Below are 25220 nucleotides of genomic sequence, written 5' to 3'. Positions count from 1 at the left end.
AATGAATAAAATAAAATGTGAATGCGGCCACATTAATCCTGAAGGTACCGTATTATGTGAAGCGTGCGGAAAACCGGTAGAGGGAAATCAGCATATTGACGGAAATGATGATAAAAAATTGTTGAATATGCGATATGATGGCAGTGCCCGCCGTTCACAAACATATCAGAAATCAATCATTGATAAGATTTGGAGTTTTTTCTCCTCTGTAAAAGTAGGGGTATGGCTGATTGTTTTAGCGTTAATCGCCTCGATTATGGGTACGATTTATCCGCAGGAACAATTCATCCCGCAGGATGCTGTATCAAGAGATCCTGCCATTTTTTATGAAGAAACGTATGGTATTTTAGGGTTGATGTATTATCAGTTAGGATTCCATCATATGTACAGTTCTTGGTGGTTTATCACTTTAATCGCGTTAATAGGTATATCGCTGGTCATCGCCAGCTTAGACCGTTTTGTACCGCTTTACCGGGCATTAAAACACCAGAAGCCTAAAAAACATAAGAAGTTTTTATCCAGACAGCGATTATACAGTGAATCAGCTAATGCAGCCGATGCGGATGTAGACAAGCTGGTAAAGAGTTTAAAGAATTCCAGATATAAAATAACAGAAAAAGATGGCCATATATTAGCTGAAAAAGGCCGGTTTTCAAGGTGGGGCCCTTACGTAAATCATATTGGTTTAATCATTGTATTAATTGCAGCTATTTTGCGTACAACGCCTATCATGTTCTCTGAAGATTATATGTGGCTTCGTGAAGGGGAGCAGAGAGTTATCCCCGGCACAGATAACCAGTATTACATAGAGAATAAAGACTTTATTGTGGAAACACACAATGGAGAAGGAGAAGACGGTTTTCAAGAGGGGTCCGTTGATGATGAAATTGCAACGAATTTCCAGACCGATGTTGTTATTTATGAAGCAACGAATGCGGACGTCGTTGGTGCTGAACCGGAGCTGGAGCCAATTCTTGATTACTCAATCCAAATGAATAATCCGGCAAAATTTGATGGATACACCTTATACCAACAAGGTTATCAGTTAAATGAATTTGAAAATATGACTTTTTATATTCATGAAGAAGATGATGAAACGCAAGAATCTCTAGGTTCTTTCACGATTGACTTAACTAATCCAGACCGGGTGTATGAATTAGACAGCGGTTTCCAGGTAGAGTTAACGAATTATTATCCAGATTATATTATGACGGAAGAAGGAACACCGGCTTCAGAAACAGACTATCCTAGAAATCCGGCATTTGTAGTGACTGTGTACCCTCCTGACTCAGAAGAAGGAGAGGTCAGCTTTCTTGGAATCGGTATGAATGTAGATGCTACAGGAGAAAATCAATACAAAGTAGCAATTGACGGTGTGGAATTCAGGGATGTCAGCGGTATTACAGTTAGTTCCGATCGGACACTTCCTTTCTTTTTAATTGGTGCTATGATCTTTATGATTGGGGTTATTCAGGGAATGTACTGGCAGCACCGGCGTATTTGGATTAATAAGCAAAAGGACAACACATTGCTTCTCGCAGCTCATACAAACAAAAACTGGTTCGGAATCAAACGTGATATTGAAAAAGCGGTAGAAGGTACGAATGTTACTATGGTAGAAGACCAGCAGGAGTTAGACGAGTAAAAATGAAATGGTAGAGAAAGGATCGGAGGTAAATGAATGGGTATATACAGTGTTAGCAGTACCGCCCTGCTTATTGCTTTTCTTTTATATTTGGTTGCCACCTTCTTTTTTGGAGGAGCAATTCGTCAAAATAAAAACGAGCGTCATCAGAAAACAAAAGCAGGGACTATCGGTTTAGTTATTACAATAATTGGTTTCGCTTCGCAGCTCGTATACTTTATAGCAAGATGGGTGATGACCGGTCATGCGCCGGTTAGTAACCTTTTTGAGTTTACAACCTTTTTAGGGATGTCGATGATTTTAGCATTTATTATTATTTACATCTACTATAAAACAGCGTTTTTAGGGGTATTTGCTTTACCTTTGGCTACGATTATTATTGCATATGCAAGTATGTTCTCGTCAGATGTGGCGCCATTGGTAGCGTCTTTACAAAGTTATTGGCTCCCTATTCATGTTTCGACAGTATCTTTGGCACAGGGCATTTTATTTATCAGCTTTGTTGCCGGATTAATGTATTTAATTCGTCAGATTGACCAAACCAGAGCAACAATGCGTAATACCATGCTGGAACTAGTTATTTATGGTATCTTTTTATTTGTTGGATTTATTGTCATGACAAGCATATTTAATGCTGTTTCTTATCAAGCTACCTTTGAGGTGGAAGGAAACGGACAGCAAACCGTGGCAGAATATCATCTTCCGCCAATTGCAGCCCCTCAGGACAGCACGTTATTATCGGAAAATGTTATGAGTCCGTGGTTTGAAGTGCCTGGCTGGATGCATGGCGATGATGCAGGCAGAAAATTTAATACGGTGATTTGGTCATTCTTTGGAGGAAGTATTATTTATGGAATTGCCTTTTTAATTTCCCGCAAACGAATCGGGAAAAGACTGCAGCCCCTTCTGAAAGGGGTCAAACCGGATATGCTGGATGAAATTATGTATCGCTCAGTGGCGATCGGTTTCCCTGTCTTTACTTTAGGCGGATTGATTTTCGCTGCGATTTGGGCCCAGATTGCCTGGGGAAGGTTCTGGGGCTGGGATCCAAAAGAGGTCTGGGCATTAATTACCTGGCTCTTTTATGCAGCATTTCTCCATTTGCGGCTATCCAGAGGCTGGCATGGGGAAAAATCAGGCTGGCTCGCGGTTGTCGGTTTTGCCATCATTATGTTTAATTTGATTGTCGTAAACCTGGTCCTTGCCAGCTTACACTCTTACGCATAATACAGGACGCGGAAGATTGCAGGCAGGATCTGCGATAAAAAGAGAATTGTTATCACGCAGTTGGTAGCAATTCTTTTTTTCTATGACTATAACTTTAATATGTGCTGCAAAAGAGAGGAATGCTCTTAATTCCTTAACTTTTCAAACAGGTTCGTTTATAATGCTAATTAGAGTTGATATGAGGAGTGAAATGTAAATGAGTGAAACACAGAAACTATTAGTAGTAGATGATGAAGAAAGAATTCGACGTTTAATAAAAATGTACTTAGAAAAAGAAGATTTTGAAATAGATGAAGCGGCAGATGGAAAGACGGCGTTAGAAATGGCGTTGCAAAATAATTACAGTGCGATTATTTTGGATATTATGATGCCGGAAATGGATGGCATCCAAGTTTGTGAGGAGCTGAAAAAAGAAAAGGATACGCCGGTTATTATGCTGACAGCGCGCGGAGAAGAATCGAACCGTGTGCAGGGATTTGAAGTAGGCGCTGATGATTATATTGTGAAGCCATTCAGCCCGAGAGAAGCAGTATTACGGGTGAAAGCGATTCTGCGCAGAGTTTCTAACTTGAATTATCAGCAATCCGATACGACTGCCAAAAATCTATTAGTGTTTCCACACTTGACTATTGACCATGATGGACACCGGGTTACAGCAGATAATCAGGAAGTCAGCTTAACACCAAAGGAATATGAGCTGCTTTGTTTTCTGGCAAATTCCCCGGATAAAGTATTTAACCGGGAGCAATTATTAAAAGAAGTATGGCAATATGAGTTCTTTGGCGATCTTCGTACAGTCGATACACATGTGAAGCGTCTACGCGAAAAACTAAATTCTGTTTCTTCCGAAGCTGCGAAGATGATTGTGACGGTATGGGGAATCGGCTATAAATTTGAGGTTGAACAAGACTGATGTTTTGGAAAAGCGTTGTCGGAAAGTTATCATTAACAATTTTATTATTAGTATCTTTTGTTTTATGTGTATTGATGTTTTTTTTAATGCAGTTCTTTGAAAATTATCATATACAAGAAGCTGAAAATGACATGTCACAAATGTCTGAGAAAATTTCTTCGTTGGTAGATTCAGATTATGATACGGAATTTATTGAGGATGCAACAGAAATGCTGAGAGATCCTTCCAGCCGTGTTGTCATTTATTATGCTGATGAGGAACAGTGGATTTCGGGCACTGAGGATACGGATTTGGATTTTATTAATGAATCGTGGATAATAAACGATGCAGAAGCACAAAACTTGACCAGCCAGGTGGCATCACAGAGTTCACAAGGATTGGTCGTGGACGATAATGAGGTTATTTCGGTAGGCTCTCCCTTAGAGAACGGCGGGGCAGTATTTGTATTTAAATCATTGGATATGATTAACGAAACAAGAGATCAGACAACCAAGCTGATTTTACTGAGCGGCGGAATTGCTATTCTCTTAACAACTTTTTTTGCCGTATTTTTATCATCCCGGGTTACAGCACCGTTAATCAAAATGCGGGAGGCTGCTTATAATTTGACCCGCGGGGAATTCAACACAAAAGTACCTGTGCTGACACGGGATGAGATTGGTGATCTAGCGATTGAATTTAACCGGATGGGAAGCCAGCTTAATTATCATATTCAAGCTTTGAGGCAGGAGAAAGAGCAATTGTCAAGTATTGTGAGCTCCATGGCCGATGGTGTCTTTACATTGAACAGAGATGGTGAAATTGTTGTCATCAACCCGCCTGCAGAAGCGTATTTAGATAACTGGAATTATGAGCATAACCAGGGAGAACATAAAGAAAGACAGCTTCCGACAAAACTCAAGGATGCGCTTAATGAAGTGATTGCCGAAGAAAGAGCGGTTTTAAAGGAGTCTGTTCTACAAGGAAGGAACTATGTGATGCTGGTTACTCCTTTATATGATGAATCTCATGTCCGCGGCTGTGTCGCTGTTATCCGTGATATGACAGAAGAGCGCCGTCTGGATAAATTGCGCAAGGACTTTATCGCAAATGTTTCGCATGAATTACGCACGCCTATTTCGATGCTTCAAGGGTATAGTGAAGCGATCGTTGATGATATTGCTGAAACAAAAGAAGACAAGAATGAACTGGCTAAAATTATTTACGAGGAGTCGCTCCGGATGGGCAGACTGGTCAATGAATTACTTGATTTAGCCCGGATGGAAGCAGGGCAAATCCAGCTCCATGTTGATTCTGTTGCCGTTCAGGCCTTTGTAGAGCGTATTGTTCATAAATTTCAAGGTATCGCCCAGGATAACGAAGTGGAACTCTCCTTAGCGTTAGATATGCACGAACAAATTGGGGAGATGGACGCGGATCGTATCGAACAAGTATTGACCAATTTGATCGATAATGCAATTCGTCATTCGGAAAAGGGCGGAAAAGTAGAAGTACATGCGCTGAGTAATTCCGATTTCCTTCATGTGGAGGTAGAGGACAACGGCAGCGGCATCCCGGAAGAGGATCTGCCATTTGTTTTTGAACGTTTTTATAAAGCGGATAAATCAAGAGTGAAGAAAGAGAAACAGGGAACTGGCCTGGGACTTTCTATTGCTAAAAATATTATTGAAGCCCATCAAGGGAAAATTCAAGTAAGAAGCAGGCTGGATATCGGCACAACTTTTAGTTTTGAAATACCTATGAAACATTCCTAAAAAAGGAAAGGTATGATAATATAACGGTATATTTAAATATCTATTGAAAGATGGGAAGGTTGCCCCAGATGGCATGCCTTCTCTTTCTCCAGCTCTATATATTAAAGTAAAGAAATGGCAGTGGACAGGGAATTGATATAGGTATACAGCCGGTCAGACTTTCTTTACGAAATAATATGGAGCTGACTATAGGGGGGGAGATAAGAAATGAATAAGTGGCTGAAGTTTTTTAGTATTATGCTGTTATCCTTCGTTTTTCTTGCGGCATGTGGTAATGATGAGGGAGCTGAAGAAAATGAAAGCTCTAATACTTCGGTAAGCACCAATGAGTCAAGCGGAGAGGCACAGGAACTTGCCGAAGATGAAGTACGTATAACGATAACGATTGATGAAGGAAACGAGAATGTATCAGAAGAGGTCGTACAAGTAGAAGAAGGAGATATTCTGCTGGATGTGATGAAGGATGCTTTCTACGTGGAGGAAGACAGCGGGTTTATTACTTCAATTGAACGTGTGTCAGATGATGCAGATGAAGGAAAATATTGGATGTATTTTGTAGATGGTGAAGCGGCAGAAGTCGGCGCTGGAGAATATGAATTGAATGGCGGCGAAGAAATTATCTTTGATTTACAATCGATGGAATAAGAAATGAACACATACAAGCTGACATTACTTGCACTCCTTGCAACACTGGCTGTTGTAGGCAGATATGCGTTTCAATTTATCCCTAATGTTCAGCCTGTTACCGCAATTATTATTTTAACAGGTATTTTCCTTGGGCCAATGTCAGCTGTTATATTAGGAATATTAGCAGTATTTCTTTCTAATATGCTGCTTGGAATGGGAATCTGGACTGTGTGGCAAATTATTTCATGGTGTATCATTGGCTTAATCGCAGGTATCATGGGGATCACTTGGAAAAGAGTACCATTTATTTTTATAATTATTTTTTCTGTGGTCAGCGGTTATTTTTACGGATTTATTATTTCTTTAACCACGTATCAGGTAACAGGATATTTTTGGCCATATTATTTGGCCGGACTTCCTTTTGACACAGCACATGCAATTGGTAATGCAGTGTTTGTCACTCTTTTATATCCATTGCTTCATGCATTACTTCAAAGATATGCCAAAAATAGATTTCGAATAAAGGATTAACCGGGAAACGACCGAAAACTGCAAAACGGCAGCCTTTTCGGTCGTTTTACTGTTTATTTCTTTTCCTGTACCAGACAGATAGAACAATAATAAAGAAAATACATGTCGCTAAGCTGGCCATCGCGAAGATAATGGAAGTTTGAAGTAAATTAGTGAAGGAGTAGAAAAAGCCAATTGTTATTAAAGCAATGAAAACATTCGCTTTTTTCTTATCGTTGATTAAAAATGCAGATAAAATAGCAAAGGCTAAGAAATAATATACGAACATGATGAGATATACCAAAGTGCCAATAAAGATATCGTTAGGAGCCACCGTCAAAATAACTACCATAGTTACCCCCTGCCTTTAGACCTCAAGAAATATTACTAACTAACTCAACTTTCGAAGATTATATAGTAACTTCATTTTTATCAAGAATATTTTGATTTTATTTAATTAATTCCCTAATCTCTGTACAGTAAACATATGAAGAATCAAAAGTCTTTTGAAAGTAGTATCATTTCTTGCTCTCCATATATAAACATCCATCCATTCGTGATATACTTTTCTATGAAATTAAATGAACTTTTAAGATTTAAAAACAGGAGTCAAACATATGCCTACATTTTTAACCTATGAAGAAATTCTGCTCAAATGTGAGGAGATAAATGCAAAATATGAAATAAATCAGGAACGATTTGATGAAATCGTCGATGGTATCCTGGATAAAGAAGATGTGTCAGCGGATGATAAAATTGCTCAAGCATTCGCTCAGCTGCTTCAGGCGGTAAGTGAAGAGATCAGTGATATGGAATCGACAGCTGATCTTATGCCAACATGTCAAATGGGCTGTGCTTTTTGCTGCTACTTTCCAATTATTACAAATAAGATGGAAGCCATGCTGATAAAAGATGCCATTTCTAAAATGCCTGCAGATCGAAAGCATTTTATTGAAAATCACCTTAGCGAATATTATCAAGTTTATGAAGAAAAGGTAGAGCAGCTAAGTGGCATTGATATCGTTTCTGATTCAGATGCAAAATATAAATACAAAAAAGAGCAGCTTCCATGTCCATTTTTGAACTTGAAAACGAATGCTTGTATGGTCTATGAAGTACGCCCGCTGCCGTGTCGAACCTATGTGAATTATACGAATCCCAAAGTCTGTGCGGATAATATCATGCCTAAGGAAACCATCAGTTATGAATTTTTGTATCAGGAATATATGGGGGCAATGAATGAATTATTGCAATATCTTTATGAAAATGACAGGATAGAGAAAATGGATTATCCTGGAGATTTGTATCAAGAGGATTTATTAATCAATTGGATGAAAGAGTCTGTATGACAGGCTTTTTTTAGAGAATGCTTTCGTATGAATGGTGGTGTCAGGATGCTTTTTCAAGGGATTCTTATCGAATGTTTCCAAAAAATAAATCAAGAGCGTACAACCTCCAGTGTTTACAATCTTTTAATCGGGAAAAAAGCCATTCAGACTATACAGGACGCCAGATTTTATCATATTGCTGATTACTATGGCATTTATCCTGATTTAATGAAGACGGACTACTATCAACAGCTGCAACAATTACTGGAGAGGAATTATTTGCTGGCGGATGATGAGCAGAGGCTGCTAATAACAAAAAAAGGACAGGCGTGGCTTACAGCCAATAAAACAACCCTTGCTGGTTTTTATGGTTCGACTTACAAAAATATAATTGAGCCCTTCAAGCAGCGGTTTCTGCTTTTCATTCAGACCTTTACAAACATTGCTAAGAACGAATATCGATTCATTCCTATTACAGATAATCACGAAATCGAACAATTTGTAAAAGGCTTTTATAAACAATATAAACATCGTTCCATGGAATTGCTGCAGCAGCTGTATAAGGAATTAGAACATGCCTTATCGATGTTGTCTGATTTGGAGGCCTCGATGTTTATTGACCGTCTGACGAGTTTTTCTTCCTATGGAAGCAGTTTACAGCAGCTTTCTCAAGATTATCAGCAGTCTATTCCAGATTGCTATTTAACCTTGCAGAAGGTGTTTTATCATTTATTATACGTACAGGAGCATGGCGAAGAGTATTCGATGCTTAAGCTTTTCGTTAAAAACTTGGGTACTGCGGATACGCCTTTGAGCCAGACAGCACAATCTACATACCGGTTATTGCAAAAACAGCATACTTTTAACGAAATCATGCAAATTCGCCGGTTAAAAGCAAATACGATACAGGATCATTTTGTGGAGATTGCCATGCATGAAGAAGCGTTTCCTTTTTTTGATTACTTAGATTCAACGATTTATGAAGAAATTAAAGAAGTTGTACATAAAAAGCAAACCTATCGTTTAAAAGAAATTAAAAATAATGTTCATCCGGATATCAGTTACTTTCAAATTCGCTTGGCGCTGGTCTTGTATAACAAATAGGGGGTGAGAATTATTCACTTAGAAGAAGCATTGCATCAACATTTTAATTATGATTTCTTTCGTCAGGGACAGGAAGAAATCATTTCCGATGTCCTGCGTGGAGAGGATGTCCTCGGCGTATTGCCTACCGGCTCCGGAAAATCTATCTGCTATCAGCTTCCTGCAAAACTGTTAGACGGTATCACCCTTGTTGTATCACCGCTCATTTCTTTAATGGTCGACCAAGTAAAGGAATTAAAAGCGGCTTCCTTTAAAGAAGTAATTGCTTTAAACAGTTTTTTACCTTTTCAAGAACAGCAGAGAATATTAAAAAATTTAGACGCTTACCGGCTTATCTATGTTTCGCCGGAGTGGCTGCAGAAAAGTACACATTTAAATTATTTGAAACAGCTGCCTGTTAAATTGTTTGTCGTCGATGAAGCGCATTGTATTTCACAATGGGGACACGAGTTTCGGCCTGATTATCAGCGGCTGCATGAAGCAATAGCAGCATTAAATCATCCGCCGGTATTAGCGCTGAGTGCTACAGCAACTCCAGACGTGCAAAGAGACATTATCCAGAGCCTGCATAAACCGGATATGAAAAAGCATATCTATCCAATGGATCGGAAAAATATTGCTTTTTGTGTAGAGGAAGCAGAAAATGACCAAGAAAAATTAAAACGCATTACAGAAATCTTGGCATCGTATGCTGTTCCCACATTAATCTATTTTACAAGCAGACAGGCTGCAGAGGAGATTGCTTTGTCCCTGGCCGCCAAGCATCCGGAACGAAATATTGCCTATTACCACGGTGGAATGGAAGCAGCAGAGCGCCTGCGGGTCCAGCAGCAATTTATGAGTAATCATATTGATATCATCTGCTGTACAAGTGCGTTTGGAATGGGAATTAATAAACCCGATATACGACTGGTCATCCACTACCATCTCCCGCTTCAGATAGAGTCATATATTCAAGAAGTAGGCAGAGCTGGGAGAGATGGTAAATCCAGTGTCGGTATGATTCTTTATCAAAAAGGCGATTTTCGACTATCTGCGAACATGGTGAAAAATGAGCTGCCGGCGATAGAAAATATAGACCATCTGGTTTCGACGATTGTTGCCCTTCAGCGTCAGCATAAGGATTTACCGTCTCCAGAACAACTGCATATGCTTTTGGATATCAACGAAGGAGCAGCACGTTTTATTCAAAGACAACTCCAAAAGCATGGGCTCCTTCGCGATAATGAATGGTTTATAGATGAAGAGAAATGGAAGCAGGTTAGAGTTAATGTCATGAACTATCTGGAGAAAAGGCAGTTATATAAAAACAAGAAGCTCAATGAATTGTATCAATGGATCCAGACAAAGAATTGTTTGCGGGAAACACTTTACCAGCCTTTTCAAAGTGGTTTTGAGAAGCCGTCTGATCAATGCTGCAGCAATTGCGGATTTGATTGGAGCAAGTGGATGCCTTCATCGTCTTTCAAAACTGCAGAAGTCTCTTATCCTGTGAACTGGCGTAAAAAACTTCAGCGAATTTTACATTTGGAAGAGGTATAAGATGAAACAATGTGACCTGTTAAAGCAAATGTCCGTCAAAGAGCGAAGGATTCAATTATTTTTTTCACAAGGTTTATTATTCCTGATAGCGATAATCCTGAGTTTTTTCCTTTTCGATTCCTTTTTCGATTGGATGCACCTTTTCAAATGGGATACAAAGGAAATTTTTATCTTTGGTTTTTTATCTGCTGTTATGATTGTTTTGATTGAAATTGCTATCGTGTATACAATGCCCAAAAAGTGGTGGGATGATGGCGGAATCAATGAGCTTATATTTAAAAATCAGCCGATTGGTTTTATTTTTATATTCACGCTGACGGTGGCCATTTGTGAGGAACTTCTATTTAGAGGTGTTGTCCAGACAACTTTTGGGTATGTATTTGCAAGTATTCTTTTTGCTGCCGTCCACATACGATATATGAAGAAGCCTGTTCTATTTTCCGCTGTATTAGCCTTAAGTTTTTATATCGGCTGGGTTTATGAACATACAGCTAATTTAATTGTACCTATTGTCATGCATTTTTTTATTGACTTTCTACTTGGTTTAGTTATACGGTTAAACAAATGAGGTGATGGCATTGAGCTCCAAACAAAATGATCAGGCAGAAGCATTAAGACAAGCTATTCAAGATGTAACAGAACATAAACCGGAAGAAACCGGACAAGCAGGCTCAGATGAGGAAGAACAATTGGAACAGGCATCTGTTGAAATAGATATATTGAATCTTCCTCCAAGAAATGAAGTACATAAAGGCAACCATAAAATGCGCTGGAAACTGAATCTTCCATTACTGCGTTTTATTTTCATGGTTGTTGTTCTTCTGGCACTTGCCGGTGTCTTTCTTTGGTTTACTTAAATTAAGACAAGCATCATATCATTCAATAATCACATAAAATGTTATAATAAATGTACAAGCATAGGAAGAATATATATAATGAAACTTCATTCACCAGAAGTTTTTGCTTATCTCTGTGATAAACAGGTTTATATAATAAATAAACGCTATGCTCATTTATAACCCATTTTCAAAACGATACAAGCAGGTTATGTTCATCATTTGAAAATAGTGCATATATTAATATAAATACTTGTTGCAAAAGTGAAGAAGATAAGGGGGATGCAGTATGCGGATCGAACGAATTTCAACAGACCAGTTTAAAATTTTTCTCACGTTCGATGATCTAATAGAAAGAGGATTTACCCGTGAGGACTTGTGGCATGATGCATCTAATGTTCGTACGCTGTTTAGTGATATGATGTACGAAGCAAGCAGTGAACTGGGAATGGAGTTTGAAGGAATGTTACTTGTACAGGTGCATCTCATGCAAGCTCAGGGAATGCATATTTTTGTTACCCATCAATACGACGATGCCGATATTGAAATAGATGATGAATATATTGAAATGAAAGTGACACTTGATGAAAGTAAAGAGCTTATATTTTCATTTGATGACTTTGAAGATGTAATTGCTGTGGCCGGTTATTTACCGAATATGCACATCAAAGAATCGAATGTGTATTTTATGGAGAACCGTTATTTTATGATGCTGGATCCTTATGTGCAAACAGCGCGGCATAAGGAAAATATTATAGGACTGATGTCAGAATTTGCTCATCCAAGTATCTTAACTTCCCATCGTTTACAGGAATATGGCAAGATTATTTTTAAAAGCGACGCAATAGCTAAAATCAATCACTATTTTGCTTCCTAAAAGGATGGACAAATGGGGAAGCAGAAAGCGCATTGTTTGATTAAAAACTTCTCATCCAGCCGGTCGCCTCTTTCATTGCATATTTTGTATGAAAGTGTATACTAAACCATGAGTGAGTAAAACATTGATATAATGGTAGGGGGTAAATATTAATGGCAGGCGATAAAGCAGGAGATGCTTCCCAAGCTAAAAAACAAGAAAATACGGATGTGTTAAATTCAACGTTATCTATTGTGGAAACCGCATTAAATAAACTTGGTTACCCTGAAGAAGTTTTTGATTTATTAAAAGAACCTTTGCGTATGCTTACTGTTCGTATTCCAGTCCGCATGGACGATGGAAAGGTGAAAGTCTTTACCGGTTACAGAGCCCAGCATAATGATGCAATCGGCCCGACAAAAGGCGGCATTCGTTTCCATCCGGATGTTACAGAAACAGAAGTGAAAGCACTTTCGATATGGATGAGTTTAAAAGCTGGAATTGTAGATTTGCCTTATGGCGGAGCAAAAGGCGGTATCATTTGTGACCCGAGGGAAATGTCTTTTAGAGAACTGGAAGCTTTAAGCCGCGGATATGTTCGGGCGGTAAGTCAGATTGTCGGTCCGACAAAAGATATCCCGGCTCCAGATGTATTTACAAATTCACAAATCATGGCATGGATGATGGATGAATATAGTAAAATCGATAAATTGAATAATCCTGGTTTTATTACCGGAAAACCAATTGTTCTCGGCGGGTCTCACGGCAGAGAATCGGCAACAGCTAAAGGGGTAACGATTGCTTTAAATGAAGCAGCGAAAAAGAAAGGCATCGATATCAAGGGAGCCCGCGTCGTTATTCAGGGATTTGGGAACGCAGGAAGCTTTCTATCTAAATTTCTGCATGATGCAGGAGCAAAAGTTGTCGCAATTTCAGATGCTTATGGAGCATTACATGACCCGAACGGTTTAGATATTGATTATCTGCTGGATCGCCGCGACAGTTTTGGAACCGTAACTAAACTATTTGATAAAACGATTACAAACAAAGAATTATTTGAGCTGGACTGTGATATTATTGTTCCGGCAGCGGTACAAAACCAAATTACAAGAGATAATGCACATAATATCAAAGCCTCGATTATTGTTGAAGCAGCCAATGGTCCGACGACAATGGAAGCAACGAAGATTCTTACTGACAGGGATATCCTCATTGTTCCGGATGTTCTGGCATCAGCCGGGGGAGTTACGGTATCCTACTTTGAATGGGTACAGAATAACCAGGGCTTTTACTGGACAGAGGAAGAAATCGACAGACGATTACATGAAATCATGATTAATTCTTTTAACAATATATATCATATGGCAAAAACAAGAAAAATCGATATGCGGCTGGCAGCTTATATGATAGGTGTAAGGAAAATGGCTGAAGCTTCCCGTTTTAGAGGCTGGGTTTAATTCATAAGGAAATAAATAAAAAACTCTTCCATGATAAGAGTTTTTTATTTGTGTAGAAGAAAAGCTTTTGTATTGCGATGCAGTCTGCTTCGTTGTACGATAGTAAATGAAAAATTTTCACGTGATAATATAGAATAAATCAGCGATTGATTCTCTGATTGATAGCGGATGAATCGTTTTTCTAAGTGATGGATGAAGGAAGGATAAGAAATGCTAGACGAAAAAATTATTATTATTGGAGCTGGACCATGCGGAATGGCATGTGCATTAGAGCTTCAGCAAAAAGGCGAAAACCCTTTATTAATTGAAAAAGGAAATGTTGTTCAGACAATCAGTAACTTCCCGACTCACCAAACGTTTTTTAGTTCAAGTGACCGTTTAGAAATTGGCGGGGTCCCATTTATCTCTGAAAATAAAAAGCCGGTGCGTAATCAGGCAATGGTCTATTATCGGGAGGTTGCCGAAAGAAATGAACTGCGTGTAAATGCGTTTGAAACATTAGTGTCTATTGAAAAGGATGAAGAACATTTTTTCTTGAAAACCGTTAAAAATAATGGAAATAAGAATGAATATCGTGCGGAAAAAGTAATTATGGCTACAGGATATTATAACCAGCCTAACTACTTAGATGTCCCTGGAGAATCATTGCCTAAAGTAACCCATTATTTTAAAGAGGCACATGAATTTTTTAATCAAAAGGTTGCCGTTATCGGCGGCAAGAACTCTTCTGTAGATGCGACGCTGGAACTGCATAAAGCCGGGGCAGATGTTACCGTCATTTACCGTGGAGATATCTATTCGGAAAGTATTAAGCCATGGATTTTGCCAGAGTTTGAATCACTTGTCCGAAATGGGAAAGTGGATATGGCTTTCGGCGCAACTGTAACAGAAATAACCGATACGCATTTAACTTATGAAAAAGACGGGCAGGAAGTAACGATTGAGAATGACTTTGTCTTTGCCATGACTGGCTATCGTCCGGATTATAGCTTGTTAAAGCAAGCCGGGGTGGAGATTAATCTGGAAAATGGCAAGCCTGTACATGATGAGAAGACGATGGAAACAAATGTGAAAAATTTATATATTGCCGGCGTAGTAGCTGCAGGATACGATAATAACAAAGTATTTATTGAAAATGGGCGTTTTCATGGAGAGCAAATTGCTGCATCTATCTGCTCCAGATAATGAAATGCTTTGGAACAGATAAAGCGGGAGGTCTGTTCCTCTCGCTGCAACATGCAGCCTGAACTTTATTTCAGTAAAAATTATTGTGATACACTAATAGATAATGCAGATAACTAACCAATAAAGAAGGTAATAACATGAAAAAAGTGTTGATGATTGCAACAGGAGGCACCATTGCAAGTGATAAAAATGAGGAGAGCGGTAAGCTGGCTTCTGGGGTATTAACTGGAGAAGATATTATTGAAAAATGTGATGTTCCTTCCAATATTCAGGTGAAAGTGGATTCTTTCTTTCAAAAAGCTAGTATGCATTTAAACTTTTCTGATTTAATAAAAATCAAAGAAAAGTTAGACGAGTACTTAAATGAGGAAGCTTTCGACGGGATTGTAGTCACACAGGGAACAGATACATTGGAAGAAGCTTCTTATTTTATGCATCTTATTTCAGACTACCGTATTCCAATTGTATACACCGGATCACAGCGTTCACCTAAAGAGGTGGGGACAGATTCCTTTATAAATATTAAAAATGCAATTTTGGCAGCCTGCAGTGAAGATTTAAAGGATGTCGGTGTGACGGTTGTATTCAATGAGCGTATTTTCCATTCCCGCTATGTCCGAAAAGAGCATGCTTCGAATATCCAAGGTTTTAATGCTTTTGGCTACGGCTATTTAGGAATTATTGATAACAACACGGTTCGAGTATTCCAAAAGCCGACGTACCGGGAGCATTTAGAGTTAAAAAAAGAGCTCCCGACGGTAGATATTATTAAAGTATATATGGAAGCTGACGGAAAATATATCCAAGCAGCAATAGACAATGAAGTAGATGGACTGGTTCTGGAAGGTGTCGGCAGAGGACAAGTATCACAGGCCATGATGCCTGCGATTAAAGAATGTATTCGAAAAGGTATAAAAGTAGTAATTACAACCTCTGCTGTGGAAGGAGAAGTCTATCCTACTTATGATTATGAAGGCAGTACCTATGATCTTATGGAGAATGGAGTACTTTTGGGAAGAGATTATGATAGTAAAAAAGCAAGAATTAAACTTCTTGTGGGAATGGCAAGTAACGCGGAACTGGAACATTTATTTGATATATAATTGTTTACCGACTAAAGAAGAGGAGTAAGAATCAATGATAGCTGCTCTATCTGCTGGTATAGCCCCTGCTGTAGCTTTTATGACGTTTATTTATTTGCGTGACCGTATCACAGAACCGCTTTGGCTAATAGCACGTATGTTTATCGCCGGTGCATTGATTGTGCTGCCGATTATGTTTATTCAGTATGGTATTCATGCGGAGCTGGACAATATTCCGATTGTCGCAGAAGCTTTTCTATTTAGTGCATTTCTGGAAGAGTTTTTCAAATGGTTTATGTTTATGTTCTTAATTTATCAGCATGATGAATTTGATAACCATTACGATGGAATTGTGTATGCCAGTGCAATCAGTTTAGGATTTGCTTCCTTGGAAAATGTATTTTATTTATTATCAAATGGAGTTGAATTTGCGTGGATGCGTGCACTGTATCCTGTTTCTTCACACGCTCTGTTTGGAATTATTATGGGATATTATTTAGGGAAAGCAAAAATGAAACCGAAAAACAAACACAGATACTTGACGATTGCCTTTGTACTTCCATTTCTGCTGCATGGAATATATAACTACATATTACTCGGATTAAATCAATTTATTATCATCCTCTCGATATTTTTAGCTGGTGTATGGGTTTTTGCGATTTATCGTTTAAAGCATGCCAGAATGTATGATATCCGTTTTCTCCCTGACAAAATGTATAAAAGTAATAGATAAAAAGCTGACGAAAAAGTTGTTCGTCAGCTTTTTTATTGAAGAATAGGAAAGTATATAAAAAATGCTGAATATAGCCGCTCCAACGGGTTTCATGGGGTGAGTAATCTTAGGCCCCAGAAATACACTCCGCTTTCCGTAGCGGACATCTCTTTAGCAAGAACACCGATGTTTTAAAGACCAAGCGGTATTCTTGGTTTTTTAAAAAAAGACGATTAAAACCGGTATGAAACTGGACAGAAAATTTATTCACTAGGAAGCAATTAATTTGATTTTCATTGTTTATGAATAAAAAGAGGAATTGCACAAAAAATAGACGTAGATAAAACGAAACTTCATTCAGCTTAAGATTATCTGCTGGATGTTAGTTGAGTGATTCAGGGAGTTAGCGCCTGTTATCTCCCGCCTCAATAAATATATTTTCACTCTCTATTGCGAGGCAGGAGTTTTACGGGCGGTTCTCCGTGATAAAATTTCTCTTTTGCCAATCTTTTGCCGGTTATTCCTTTAAATATTAGAAGCAGCTGGTATGAAAAGAAAGGTTTATAGGAAGAAAATGGAGGCATCAATATGAAAAGACATCGCAAGCCTATGATTTTTAGCTTCACCCTTTTTATATTTCTATCTGCATTTATTTTTGCGAAACCAGAACAGACAAATGCATTTAGTGATCAAGTGATTCAACAAGGAGCAGTTGGAGATGACGTTATTGAATTACAAGCCAGATTAAAACATATCGGTTTTTATAATGGCGAAATTGACGGTGTTTTTGGCTGGGGAACTTACTGGGCTTTAAGAAATTTTCAATATGAATTTGGAATGGAAATCGATGGGCTGGCCGGGCAGGCGGCAAAGGATAAGCTGACGCAGGCGACAGAATTCGATAAAGAAAAGGTGAAGCAAGAAATGTATGGGACTGGCTCTGCTCCATCCGGAGGGAATAACGGAGGAGAAGAAAGTACCCCTACCAGCTCGGTAAATGTCCCGCAAGGATATTCTAATAATGATATCCAGCTAATGGCAAACGCAGTATATGGAGAAGCAAGGGGAGAGCCTTATGAAGGCCAAGTAGCAGTTGCAGCAGTTATCCTCAATCGGGTAAACAGTGAGCTGTTTCCTGATACAGTATCCGGGGTTATCTTTGAACCGAGAGCATTTACAGCAGTGGCGGACGGACAAATATGGCTGGAGCCGAATGATCAGGCCAGAGAAGCAGTGCTGGATGCGATTAATGGATGGGACCCCTCTGGTAATGCACTCTACTATTTCAATCCAGATACCGCAACTTCAGGATGGATTTGGACCAGACCACAGATTAAGACAATTGGAAAACATATATTCTGCAGTTAGAAAGGTGTGAAATGAAATGTATCGTTGGATTACCATTACATTGTTAACCGTAGCCCTTATTTCTGTTTCCATTTGGGGCTACCAGACAAATAAACAAAAAAATGATTTATATGTTCAAGCAGAAAATGAATATCAAAGATCCTTCCATGAACTAACCTACAATATGGATGTGTTAAACGACCAGATTGGGACCTCTCTGGCAATGAATTCACCTGATAAATTATCACCGCAGTTTGTCGATATTTGGCGCATCAGTTCCAATGCACATGCCAATACGGGGCATCTGCCGATGGGATTGCTGCCGATTCATAAAACAGAGCAATTTCTCTCAGAGTTAGGAGATTTCACTTATCAGACTGCTGTTCGTGACTTGGATGACGACCCATTAACAGAAGAAGAAACAGCGCAGCTGGAAGAATTCTATCAACAATCTGGAGAAATACGGGATGAACTCAGGGAAGCACAGCATCACTCCTTAACTGATGGTTCGAAATGGATAGATGCAGAACAAGCATTATTAAATACAAATGACGAAAAAGATAATGATATGGTCAATAGCTTCCAAGCGGTAGAAGACTCCTTTGATACTTCTACGGAGGAAACGCCTGAAAACAGTACAACCAGTACAGAAACGGAAGAACATTCTTATAAAAATATAACAGGTGACGATCTTTCAGAAGAAGAAGCCATGAAGGAAGCCGAAAAGATTTTTGGCAAAGAAGATGGAACCGATTGGACAGTTACAAAATCTGGTGACGGGGCATTAACGCCAATGTATAGTGTTTCCTATGATGAAAACGGGGAAAGAGGCTACGCAGATTTGACTGTGCAGGGCGGCCATCCGCTTAACTTATTAGTTTCCAGAGAAATAGGCGGCAAGCAATTAAGCTTGAATGAAGGGTTTGAAATAGCAACGGATTACCTTTCAGAGCTGGGATTTGATGAAATGGAGCTTTTCCAGAGCAGTGAATATGATCAGGTCGGTATATACTCTTTTGTCTATGAAGATGATGGAGTTCGAGTTTTTTCGGATGCTGTCGAAGTGAAGGTAGCTTTAGATAATGGAGATATTACCGGGCTGACGGCAAATAATTACTTTAAAAATCATACAGAACGGGATATACCAGAACCGGCTATTTCAGAAGAAGAAGCCCGTGATGCAGTAAATCAGGGAGTGAAAATTCAAGAAAATCATCTAGCGATTATTGATGATAACCAGGGCGAAGAAATTCTCACCTATGAATTTTTAGGAACCAGAGATGACGCGACATATCGCATATTTATTAATGCAGAGACAGGGGAAGAAGAAAAAATTGAGAAAATGACAGATGCTGAAATTAATTACAATTCTGTAATATAAGTAAAAACATTCTTAATAACAACTGCCTTCGAGAATTTATTTTATACATTTTCGAAGGCAATTTTCTTTGTTATTCTTACAAATAAGAAGTCGTATGGAGCGTCTGATTTTAGAATCCTGGAAGCAGAGAATAGAAATGTTCACGAAAAATTGCAGGTGTTCTCGACTGTTTAATAAATTGGGAATATGTTATGATAGAGTAGTGTAGAACTCGCTTGGCAATTGTCAGGCTTTTTAATGGCAGGAGTGAAGAGAATGGAGCTTATTTCAATTGCAATTGACGGGCCGGCAGCAGCTGGAAAGAGTACGGTTGCTAAGCAGATTGCAAAAAAGCTGGGTATTATTTATGTGGATACTGGAGCGATGTATAGGGCGCTTACTTATCAGACCCTGCAAGAGAATATTGATCTGGAAGATGAAAAAGCGGTCATGAAAATTTTAAATAAGATTGATATCAGGCTTGCACAGGATAAAGAAGGACAGCGTGTATTTATCAATGAGAAGGATGTCACGGAGGCAGTACGCTATCCGGATGTTACAGCGTCCGTTTCGGTTATTGCGAAGCATCCATTGGTCCGAAAAAAAATGGTGGCTGCTCAGCAAGAGCTTGCACAGGATAATAGTGTTGTCATGGACGGGCGCGATATAGGATCGCATGTTTTGCCGGATGCGGATGTGAAAATATTTCTTATCGCTTCTGTAACAGAACGAGCCAAGCGCCGCTTCGAGGAAAACAGGCAAAAAGGCATCCCCGCTGATTTACATACACTGGAAAAAGAAATAGAAAAGCGGGATGAACTCGACTCTACCCGCGAGGCATCCCCGCTGGTCAAAGCGGAAGATGCGATTGAATTGGATACTACTTCCTTATCCATTGATGATGTGACAAATAAAATTCTCGAGATATGCCAGCCATTTATTGAAAAACTTGGCATTCGCTAACGTGTATCTTTTCTGGAATACCTTGGATTCTGAAGTGTAAGCTTATTAACGAATACCTTCGTTGTTAATTGTATGTGAATGGGGAAATAACCTTCCCTTATTACATGCAAAAGTTTAAAAACAGGAGGCGGGTCTCCATGTTGTATCATTTGGGTAAATTTTTAATAAGTATTCTTTTTTATCCGTTATTCCGAGTTAAAGTGACTGGCAGACAGCATATACCGAAAAAAGGACCAGTCATTATTTGTTCCAATCATACTTCTAACCTTGACCCGCCTGTGGTAGGGATGACAGCATCTAGAACAATCCATTTTATGGCAAAGGAAGAGCTTTTCAGCGGAAAAATCTTAGGTGGTATCTTAAAAAGGGTCCACGCTTTTCCGGTCAAACGGGGTCTGGCTGACCGGAATGCTTTAAGAGGCGGCCTGAAAATTTTAGAAGAGGGAGGAACGCTCGGCTTGTTTCCAGAGGGGACAAGAAGTAAGGATGGCAAACCGGGAAACGCTTTGCCTGGAGTCGGCTTTTTTGCACTCCGGTCACAAGCGGAAGTCGTTCCCTGTGTCATTATGAGTGATTATAAATTATTTCGTCGGACGAAGGTTGTTTATGGAAAACCAATGGATGCAGAAGCTTTTCGAAAAAATAAATCTTCTGCAAAAGAAATGTCAGAGGGAATTATGGAAGAAATCAGAAATTTATACGAAATTCATAAAAATTAATTGACTTTACTTGACAAATAAAACTAATTATTAGAAGTTATAGGTAGAACATATGAATAATCTTTTTCTATTCGAATGTGTGAATAGGCGAACTGTAACTAGGAGGCTAAGGATATGAGTGAAGAAAATAAAGACCTTCAAGCATTAGAAGTTGGTGCTACAGTGACGGGAACAGTTGTAAAATTAGAAGAAAAACAAGTTCTTGTTGATATCGGATATAAAACAGAAGGTATTTTACCGATAAGCGAACTTTCCACGCTCCATGTAGAGTCTACAACTGATGTGTTAGCTGAAGGGGAAGAAGTCACTTTAAAAGTAAAAAAAATCGATGATGATGAAGTTGTGTTATCAAAAAAAGCTGTAGATGCAGAACAATCCTGGGAAGAACTTGAAAGAAAATTTGAACAGGGTGAGACTTTTGAGACAACAGTGAAGGAAGTTGTTAAAGGCGGACTTGTTGTGGATGTAGGAGTACGCGGCTTTATTCCTGCCTCTTTAGTTGAAACCTATTACGTGGAAGATTTCAGTGATTATTTAGATCGTACGTTAAAAGTGAAAATCACGGATATGGACCGGACCCAAAACCGGGTTATCTTATCCCATCGTGCGATTGTAGAGGAAGAAGAAAAAGACAGAAAAGAAAAAGTTCTGCAATCATTAAACCCTGGTGATGTAATCGAGGGAGTCGTACAACGTATTACCAATTTTGGTGTATTTGTTGATTTAGGAGGAGTTGATGGACTTGTCCATATCTCCCAATTAGCGCATGAGCATGTTGAAAAAGCTTCAGATGTTGTTTCTGAAGGAGATAAAATCAAGGTAGAAGTTATTTCTGTCGATTTAGACAGTGAACGTATCTCTTTATCTCATAAAAATACGCTCCCTGGACCTTGGGCAGAAGTAAGTGAAAAAATTAAACCTGGTTCCACTGCAGAAGGTGTTGTCAAGAGACTGGTCAGCTTCGGAGCATTTGTTGAACTATTGCCTGGCGTTGAAGGCCTTGTGCATATTTCTCAAATTGCCAACCGTCATATCGGAACACCACAGGAAGTCCTTGAAATTGGACAGCCTGTTACAGTGAAGGTATTAGATGTGAATGAAGAAGAACAGCGCATCTCTTTAAGCATCAAAGAATTAGAGCAGGAACAAGAAGAAAAAGAATACAAGCAATATGAAAAATCCGATGATCAGCCCGGCTTTCAGCTTGGTGATGTGATTGGAAATAAATTGGATAAATACAAAAAATAATAACAATGATTATTAGAAAACGAAGATTGTCTCGAGGTATTTAGGGGGACAATCTTCGTTTTTTTATGCAGTAAAAGACGTTTATGCTTTCTTGCTGCCGAAAAGCTGTGCCTACCGGTGAGCAGTTTTTTTTCATGCAATAAGACCTAAGACCGGGTGAATTTATAAATAATCCTTTTAAAAAATAGCCATACTAACACATAAGAAAAAGAGGTGGTTTGTATGGAAATTGAATATTACGCACAAGCAATTTTATTTGGAGTGGTTGCAGGGACACTGGCCAGATTAATCACATTACGTAGTGATTATAGACAGTATCCTACCTATCTGCATGGCCGGATTATTCACTTATCATTAGGATTTATAGCTGCGTCACTTGGTGCATTGGCTATACCTGCTTTATTGGAAATGGAATTTACAGCCGTAACCTTCTTAACGGTAGCTGCAACTCAATTTAGAGATGTCCGGAATATGGAGCGAAATACGTTAACAGAACTGGATCAATTCGAACTGGTCTCCAGAGGCAGCACGTACATTGAAGGAATTGCTATTTCTTTTGAAGGAAGAAATTATCTTGTTATGTTTGCAGCCTTTTTAACAACGTTTGCTTATATAAATTGGGGGTGGTTTCCTTCCACCGTTGTTGGTGTATTGACCATCGTTGCAGCGCTTAGCTTTATGAGCGGGTCTTCGTTAAGAGACATTGTCGAAATCGAAGAATCAGATATCTCCTTTGACGGGGCTGGCTTATATGTTGATAATATTTACATCATGAATATCGGGATAGAAGAGAGGCAAGAAGAGCTCTTAAAGTATGGAATGGGGTTTATTCTGACACCTAAAAACATCAATGTAATCACGACAATCAGTAATCTGGGGCAGCAGCAGGCCATTTTACATGATGTTTCTGCTACATTAGGAGTTTATAAAGATGCAGGGACTCCTGCATTAACGCCATTAATAAAACGTGATTTAGATGATGGCAGACTGGGTGTTTTCATTTTGCCGCTTGTTCGGGATGCAGAGCTGGCTAAAAAAGTAATCGGCTCCGTTCCAGTATTAGAAAATGCGATTAAGATGCCTTCGGAAGCTACATTTTTAAAAGGGGGTAAAAAGTAAATGATTGTGGAAAAAGCGATTTTAGCTGTCATCACCACAAAAGAAGAGCAAGTTGGAGGAGGGGCTCCTATCTTTATCTGTACCTCGAATGAAGAGCTTCAGTTATTTTCAACCAATCTGGAAGCGATTATGGACGGCATTGCACATCGTTTGAGTGATGAGGTCTATATTATTGTAAAACACTAAAAGTAAGAGGCTGCTTCAAATAAAATCATTTTGAACAAGCGCTAATATATTTCGTTGTGGAACTTTCCTACTTTTGCTAGAATAAAGACTGAGATGCAGTGAGATTGTGTATTACTGGATCGTATAACCTGCTGATATTTTAGAAGGAATTTTGAAAAAAGAGAGGATGTTCCTTACGTGAGGAAATCTGTAGTAGCAATTGTTGGTAGACCAAATGTTGGTAAATCAACGATATTTAATCGATTAGTTGGAGAAAGAATTTCTATCGTGGAAGATACACCGGGTGTAACCCGCGATCGTATTTATTCGGAAGCAGAATGGTTAAATCAAACATTTAACATAATAGATACTGGCGGTATTGAAATGGTCGATGAGCCATTATTAAATCAAATGAGACAGCAGGCTGAAATTGCTATTGATGAAGCAGATGTTATTATTTTTATGCTTAACGGCAGAGAAGGTATTACTGCGGCCGATGAAGAGGTTGCAAAGCTTTTATTCAAATCTAATAAGCCGGTTGTGTTAGCCGTGAATAAGATGGACAACCCGGAAATGCGCGAAATGGTGTATGAGTTTTATGCCTTGGGATTTGGACAGCCGTTTCCTATTTCCGGAACACATGGCCTCGGGCTGGGAGACATGCTGGATGAAGTAGTGGCTCATTTTCCGGAAAATGAGGAAACAGAAAAAGAGGATGATACGATTTACTTCAGTTTAATCGGCCGTCCAAATGTAGGAAAGTCCTCCCTGGTAAATGCTTTATTAAATGAAAATCGCGTGATTGTAAGTGAAATAGAAGGCACAACCAGAGATGCTATCGATACGAAATTACGTAAAGATGATCAAGATTTTGTGATTATTGATACAGCTGGAATGCGTAAACGCGGTAAAGTTTATGAAAGCACAGAGAAATACAGCGTTTTAAGGGCGCTGCGGGCGATTGAACGCTCTGATGTGGTCTTGGTATTAATTGACGCAGAAACAGGCATCAGAGAGCAGGATAAGAAGATTGCGGGTTATGCACACGAGGCAGGCCGGGCAATTGTTATCGTTGTAAATAAGTGGGATACGGTGGACAGTGACGAAAAAGCAATGAAGGATTTTGAAACAAAAATCCGGGCGCATTTTCAGTATTTAGATTATGCACCAATTGTATTTTTGTCTGCAAAAACAAAAAAACGGCTTCATACGCTGATTCCAATGGTTCAATTAGCAAGCGAAAATCATTCGAAGCGTGTTCAGACAAATGTTCTCAATGACGTGATTATGGATGCCATTGCAATGAATCCGACGCCAACACTGAAAGGAAGAAGGCTGAAAGTGTTATATGCGACACAGGTAGCTGTGAAACCGCCTAGCTTTGTCGTGTTTGTGAATGATCCGGAACTCATGCATTTTTCTTATGAACGATTTTTAGAGAATAAAATTAGAGATGCTTTTGATTTTGCAGGAACTCCGATAAAAATATTTGCACGACGGAGACAGTAAAGGGGAGAGATA

The 25220-nt window shown here is 39.0% G+C and carries 25 protein-coding genes; 24 read left to right on the top strand and 1 reads right to left on the bottom strand.

Annotated elements, in window-relative coordinates; genetic code table 11:
- Position 1 precedes the first annotated feature (1 nt).
- The 6 genes from MKX55_RS12160 (at position 2) to MKX55_RS12135 (ending at position 6697) form a co-directional block, all read left to right on the top strand.
- A complete protein-coding gene (locus MKX55_RS12160) occupies positions 2-1645 on the top strand; it encodes a cytochrome c biogenesis protein ResB (RefSeq protein ID WP_339177315.1) in 1644 nt (547 codons plus the stop codon).
- A 36-nt stretch (positions 1646-1681) separates the two neighbouring features.
- The gene (gene ccsB / locus MKX55_RS12155) at positions 1682-2872 is read left to right on the top strand and encodes a c-type cytochrome biogenesis protein CcsB (protein WP_339177313.1); all 1191 of its coding nucleotides are present in this window, start codon (positions 1682-1684) and stop codon (positions 2870-2872) included.
- A 196-nt stretch (positions 2873-3068) separates the two neighbouring features.
- Positions 3069-3785 carry a response regulator transcription factor gene (locus MKX55_RS12150; RefSeq protein ID WP_339177312.1) on the top strand — a complete coding sequence of 239 codons (717 nt, stop codon included), beginning with the start codon at positions 3069-3071 and terminating at the stop codon, positions 3783-3785.
- The gene (locus MKX55_RS12145) at positions 3785-5539 is read left to right on the top strand and encodes an ATP-binding protein (protein ID WP_339177310.1); all 1755 of its coding nucleotides are present in this window, start codon (positions 3785-3787) and stop codon (positions 5537-5539) included. The genes MKX55_RS12150 and MKX55_RS12145 overlap by 1 nt, the downstream gene beginning before the upstream one ends.
- 207 nt (positions 5540-5746) lie before the next feature.
- The gene (locus MKX55_RS12140; protein ID WP_339177308.1) at positions 5747-6184 is read left to right on the top strand and encodes a DUF4430 domain-containing protein; all 438 of its coding nucleotides are present in this window, start codon (positions 5747-5749) and stop codon (positions 6182-6184) included.
- 3 nt (positions 6185-6187) lie between these two features.
- Complete coding sequence (locus MKX55_RS12135) at positions 6188-6697, top strand: ECF transporter S component (RefSeq protein ID WP_339177306.1); 510 nt, start codon at positions 6188-6190, stop codon at positions 6695-6697.
- A 46-nt stretch (positions 6698-6743) separates the two neighbouring features.
- Here MKX55_RS12135 and MKX55_RS12130 read toward each other — a convergent pair whose 3' ends face one another.
- Positions 6744-7028: a hypothetical protein gene (locus MKX55_RS12130; RefSeq protein ID WP_339177303.1), complete on the bottom strand. Its 285-nt coding sequence runs from the start codon at positions 7026-7028 to the stop codon at positions 6744-6746.
- 265 nt (positions 7029-7293) lie between these two features.
- Between MKX55_RS12130 and MKX55_RS12125 the strand changes: the two genes are divergently transcribed.
- The 18 genes from MKX55_RS12125 (at position 7294) to der (ending at position 25208) form a co-directional block, all read left to right on the top strand.
- Positions 7294-8025, top strand: coding sequence for a YkgJ family cysteine cluster protein (locus MKX55_RS12125; RefSeq protein WP_339177301.1), 732 nt, complete (start codon positions 7294-7296; stop codon positions 8023-8025).
- Positions 8026-8070: 45 nt separating this feature from the next.
- Positions 8071-9108, top strand: a complete 1038-nt coding sequence (locus MKX55_RS12120; protein WP_339233058.1) for a helix-turn-helix domain-containing protein — start codon at positions 8071-8073, stop codon at positions 9106-9108.
- 3 nt (positions 9109-9111) lie between these two features.
- Positions 9112-10650: a RecQ family ATP-dependent DNA helicase gene (locus tag MKX55_RS12115; RefSeq protein WP_339233057.1), complete on the top strand. Its 1539-nt coding sequence runs from the start codon at positions 9112-9114 to the stop codon at positions 10648-10650.
- 1 nt (position 10651) lies between these two features.
- Positions 10652-11218: a type II CAAX endopeptidase family protein gene (locus tag MKX55_RS12110; RefSeq protein ID WP_339233056.1), complete on the top strand. Its 567-nt coding sequence runs from the start codon at positions 10652-10654 to the stop codon at positions 11216-11218.
- Between the two features lie 10 nt (positions 11219-11228).
- Positions 11229-11507: a hypothetical protein gene (locus tag MKX55_RS12105; protein ID WP_339233055.1), complete on the top strand. Its 279-nt coding sequence runs from the start codon at positions 11229-11231 to the stop codon at positions 11505-11507.
- 268 nt (positions 11508-11775) lie between these two features.
- Positions 11776-12363 carry a genetic competence negative regulator gene (locus MKX55_RS12100; RefSeq protein WP_332093701.1) on the top strand — a complete coding sequence of 196 codons (588 nt, stop codon included), beginning with the start codon at positions 11776-11778 and terminating at the stop codon, positions 12361-12363.
- A 152-nt stretch (positions 12364-12515) separates the two neighbouring features.
- The gene (locus tag MKX55_RS12095; RefSeq protein WP_339177287.1) at positions 12516-13799 is read left to right on the top strand and encodes a Glu/Leu/Phe/Val dehydrogenase; all 1284 of its coding nucleotides are present in this window, start codon (positions 12516-12518) and stop codon (positions 13797-13799) included.
- A 210-nt stretch (positions 13800-14009) separates the two neighbouring features.
- The gene (locus MKX55_RS12090; RefSeq protein WP_339177284.1) at positions 14010-14984 is read left to right on the top strand and encodes a YpdA family putative bacillithiol disulfide reductase; all 975 of its coding nucleotides are present in this window, start codon (positions 14010-14012) and stop codon (positions 14982-14984) included.
- A gap of 137 nt (positions 14985-15121) precedes the next feature.
- On the top strand, positions 15122-16087 hold the full coding sequence (locus MKX55_RS12085) for an asparaginase (protein WP_339177282.1): 966 nt from the start codon (positions 15122-15124) through the stop codon (positions 16085-16087).
- Between the two features lie 34 nt (positions 16088-16121).
- The gene (prsW, locus tag MKX55_RS12080; protein WP_339177280.1) at positions 16122-16799 is read left to right on the top strand and encodes a glutamic-type intramembrane protease PrsW; all 678 of its coding nucleotides are present in this window, start codon (positions 16122-16124) and stop codon (positions 16797-16799) included.
- Between the two features lie 588 nt (positions 16800-17387).
- Positions 17388-18146 carry a spore cortex-lytic enzyme gene (gene sleB / locus MKX55_RS12075; protein ID WP_339185235.1) on the top strand — a complete coding sequence of 253 codons (759 nt, stop codon included), beginning with the start codon at positions 17388-17390 and terminating at the stop codon, positions 18144-18146.
- Between the two features lie 16 nt (positions 18147-18162).
- Entirely contained in the window at positions 18163-19506 is a 1344-nt protein-coding gene (gene ypeB / locus MKX55_RS12070; RefSeq protein ID WP_339177277.1) for a germination protein YpeB, read from the top strand.
- A 255-nt stretch (positions 19507-19761) separates the two neighbouring features.
- Positions 19762-20448, top strand: a complete 687-nt coding sequence (gene cmk, locus MKX55_RS12065) for a (d)CMP kinase (protein WP_339177274.1) — start codon at positions 19762-19764, stop codon at positions 20446-20448.
- 137 nt (positions 20449-20585) lie between these two features.
- Positions 20586-21167 (top strand): lysophospholipid acyltransferase family protein, encoded by a 582-nt coding sequence (locus MKX55_RS12060; RefSeq protein ID WP_339177273.1) that lies wholly within the window; start codon positions 20586-20588, stop codon positions 21165-21167.
- A gap of 114 nt (positions 21168-21281) precedes the next feature.
- On the top strand, positions 21282-22415 hold the full coding sequence (rpsA, locus tag MKX55_RS12055; protein ID WP_339233054.1) for a 30S ribosomal protein S1: 1134 nt from the start codon (positions 21282-21284) through the stop codon (positions 22413-22415).
- A 222-nt stretch (positions 22416-22637) separates the two neighbouring features.
- Positions 22638-23534, top strand: coding sequence for a YIEGIA family protein (locus tag MKX55_RS12050; RefSeq protein WP_339233053.1), 897 nt, complete (start codon positions 22638-22640; stop codon positions 23532-23534).
- A complete protein-coding gene (locus MKX55_RS12045; protein WP_339177266.1) occupies positions 23535-23720 on the top strand; it encodes a hypothetical protein in 186 nt (61 codons plus the stop codon). It begins immediately after the preceding gene.
- Between the two features lie 177 nt (positions 23721-23897).
- Positions 23898-25208, top strand: a complete 1311-nt coding sequence (gene der, locus MKX55_RS12040; RefSeq protein WP_042534171.1) for a ribosome biogenesis GTPase Der — start codon at positions 23898-23900, stop codon at positions 25206-25208.
- The last annotated feature ends 12 nt before the right edge of the window (positions 25209-25220 follow it).

Origin of the sequence: Oceanobacillus sp. FSL W7-1281 (genome assembly GCF_037969835.1) — a bacterium.
In the GTDB taxonomy this organism is placed as follows: domain Bacteria; phylum Bacillota; class Bacilli; order Bacillales; family Amphibacillaceae; genus Oceanobacillus; species Oceanobacillus oncorhynchi.
This window is presented reverse-complemented; position numbering and strand designations above follow the sequence as displayed.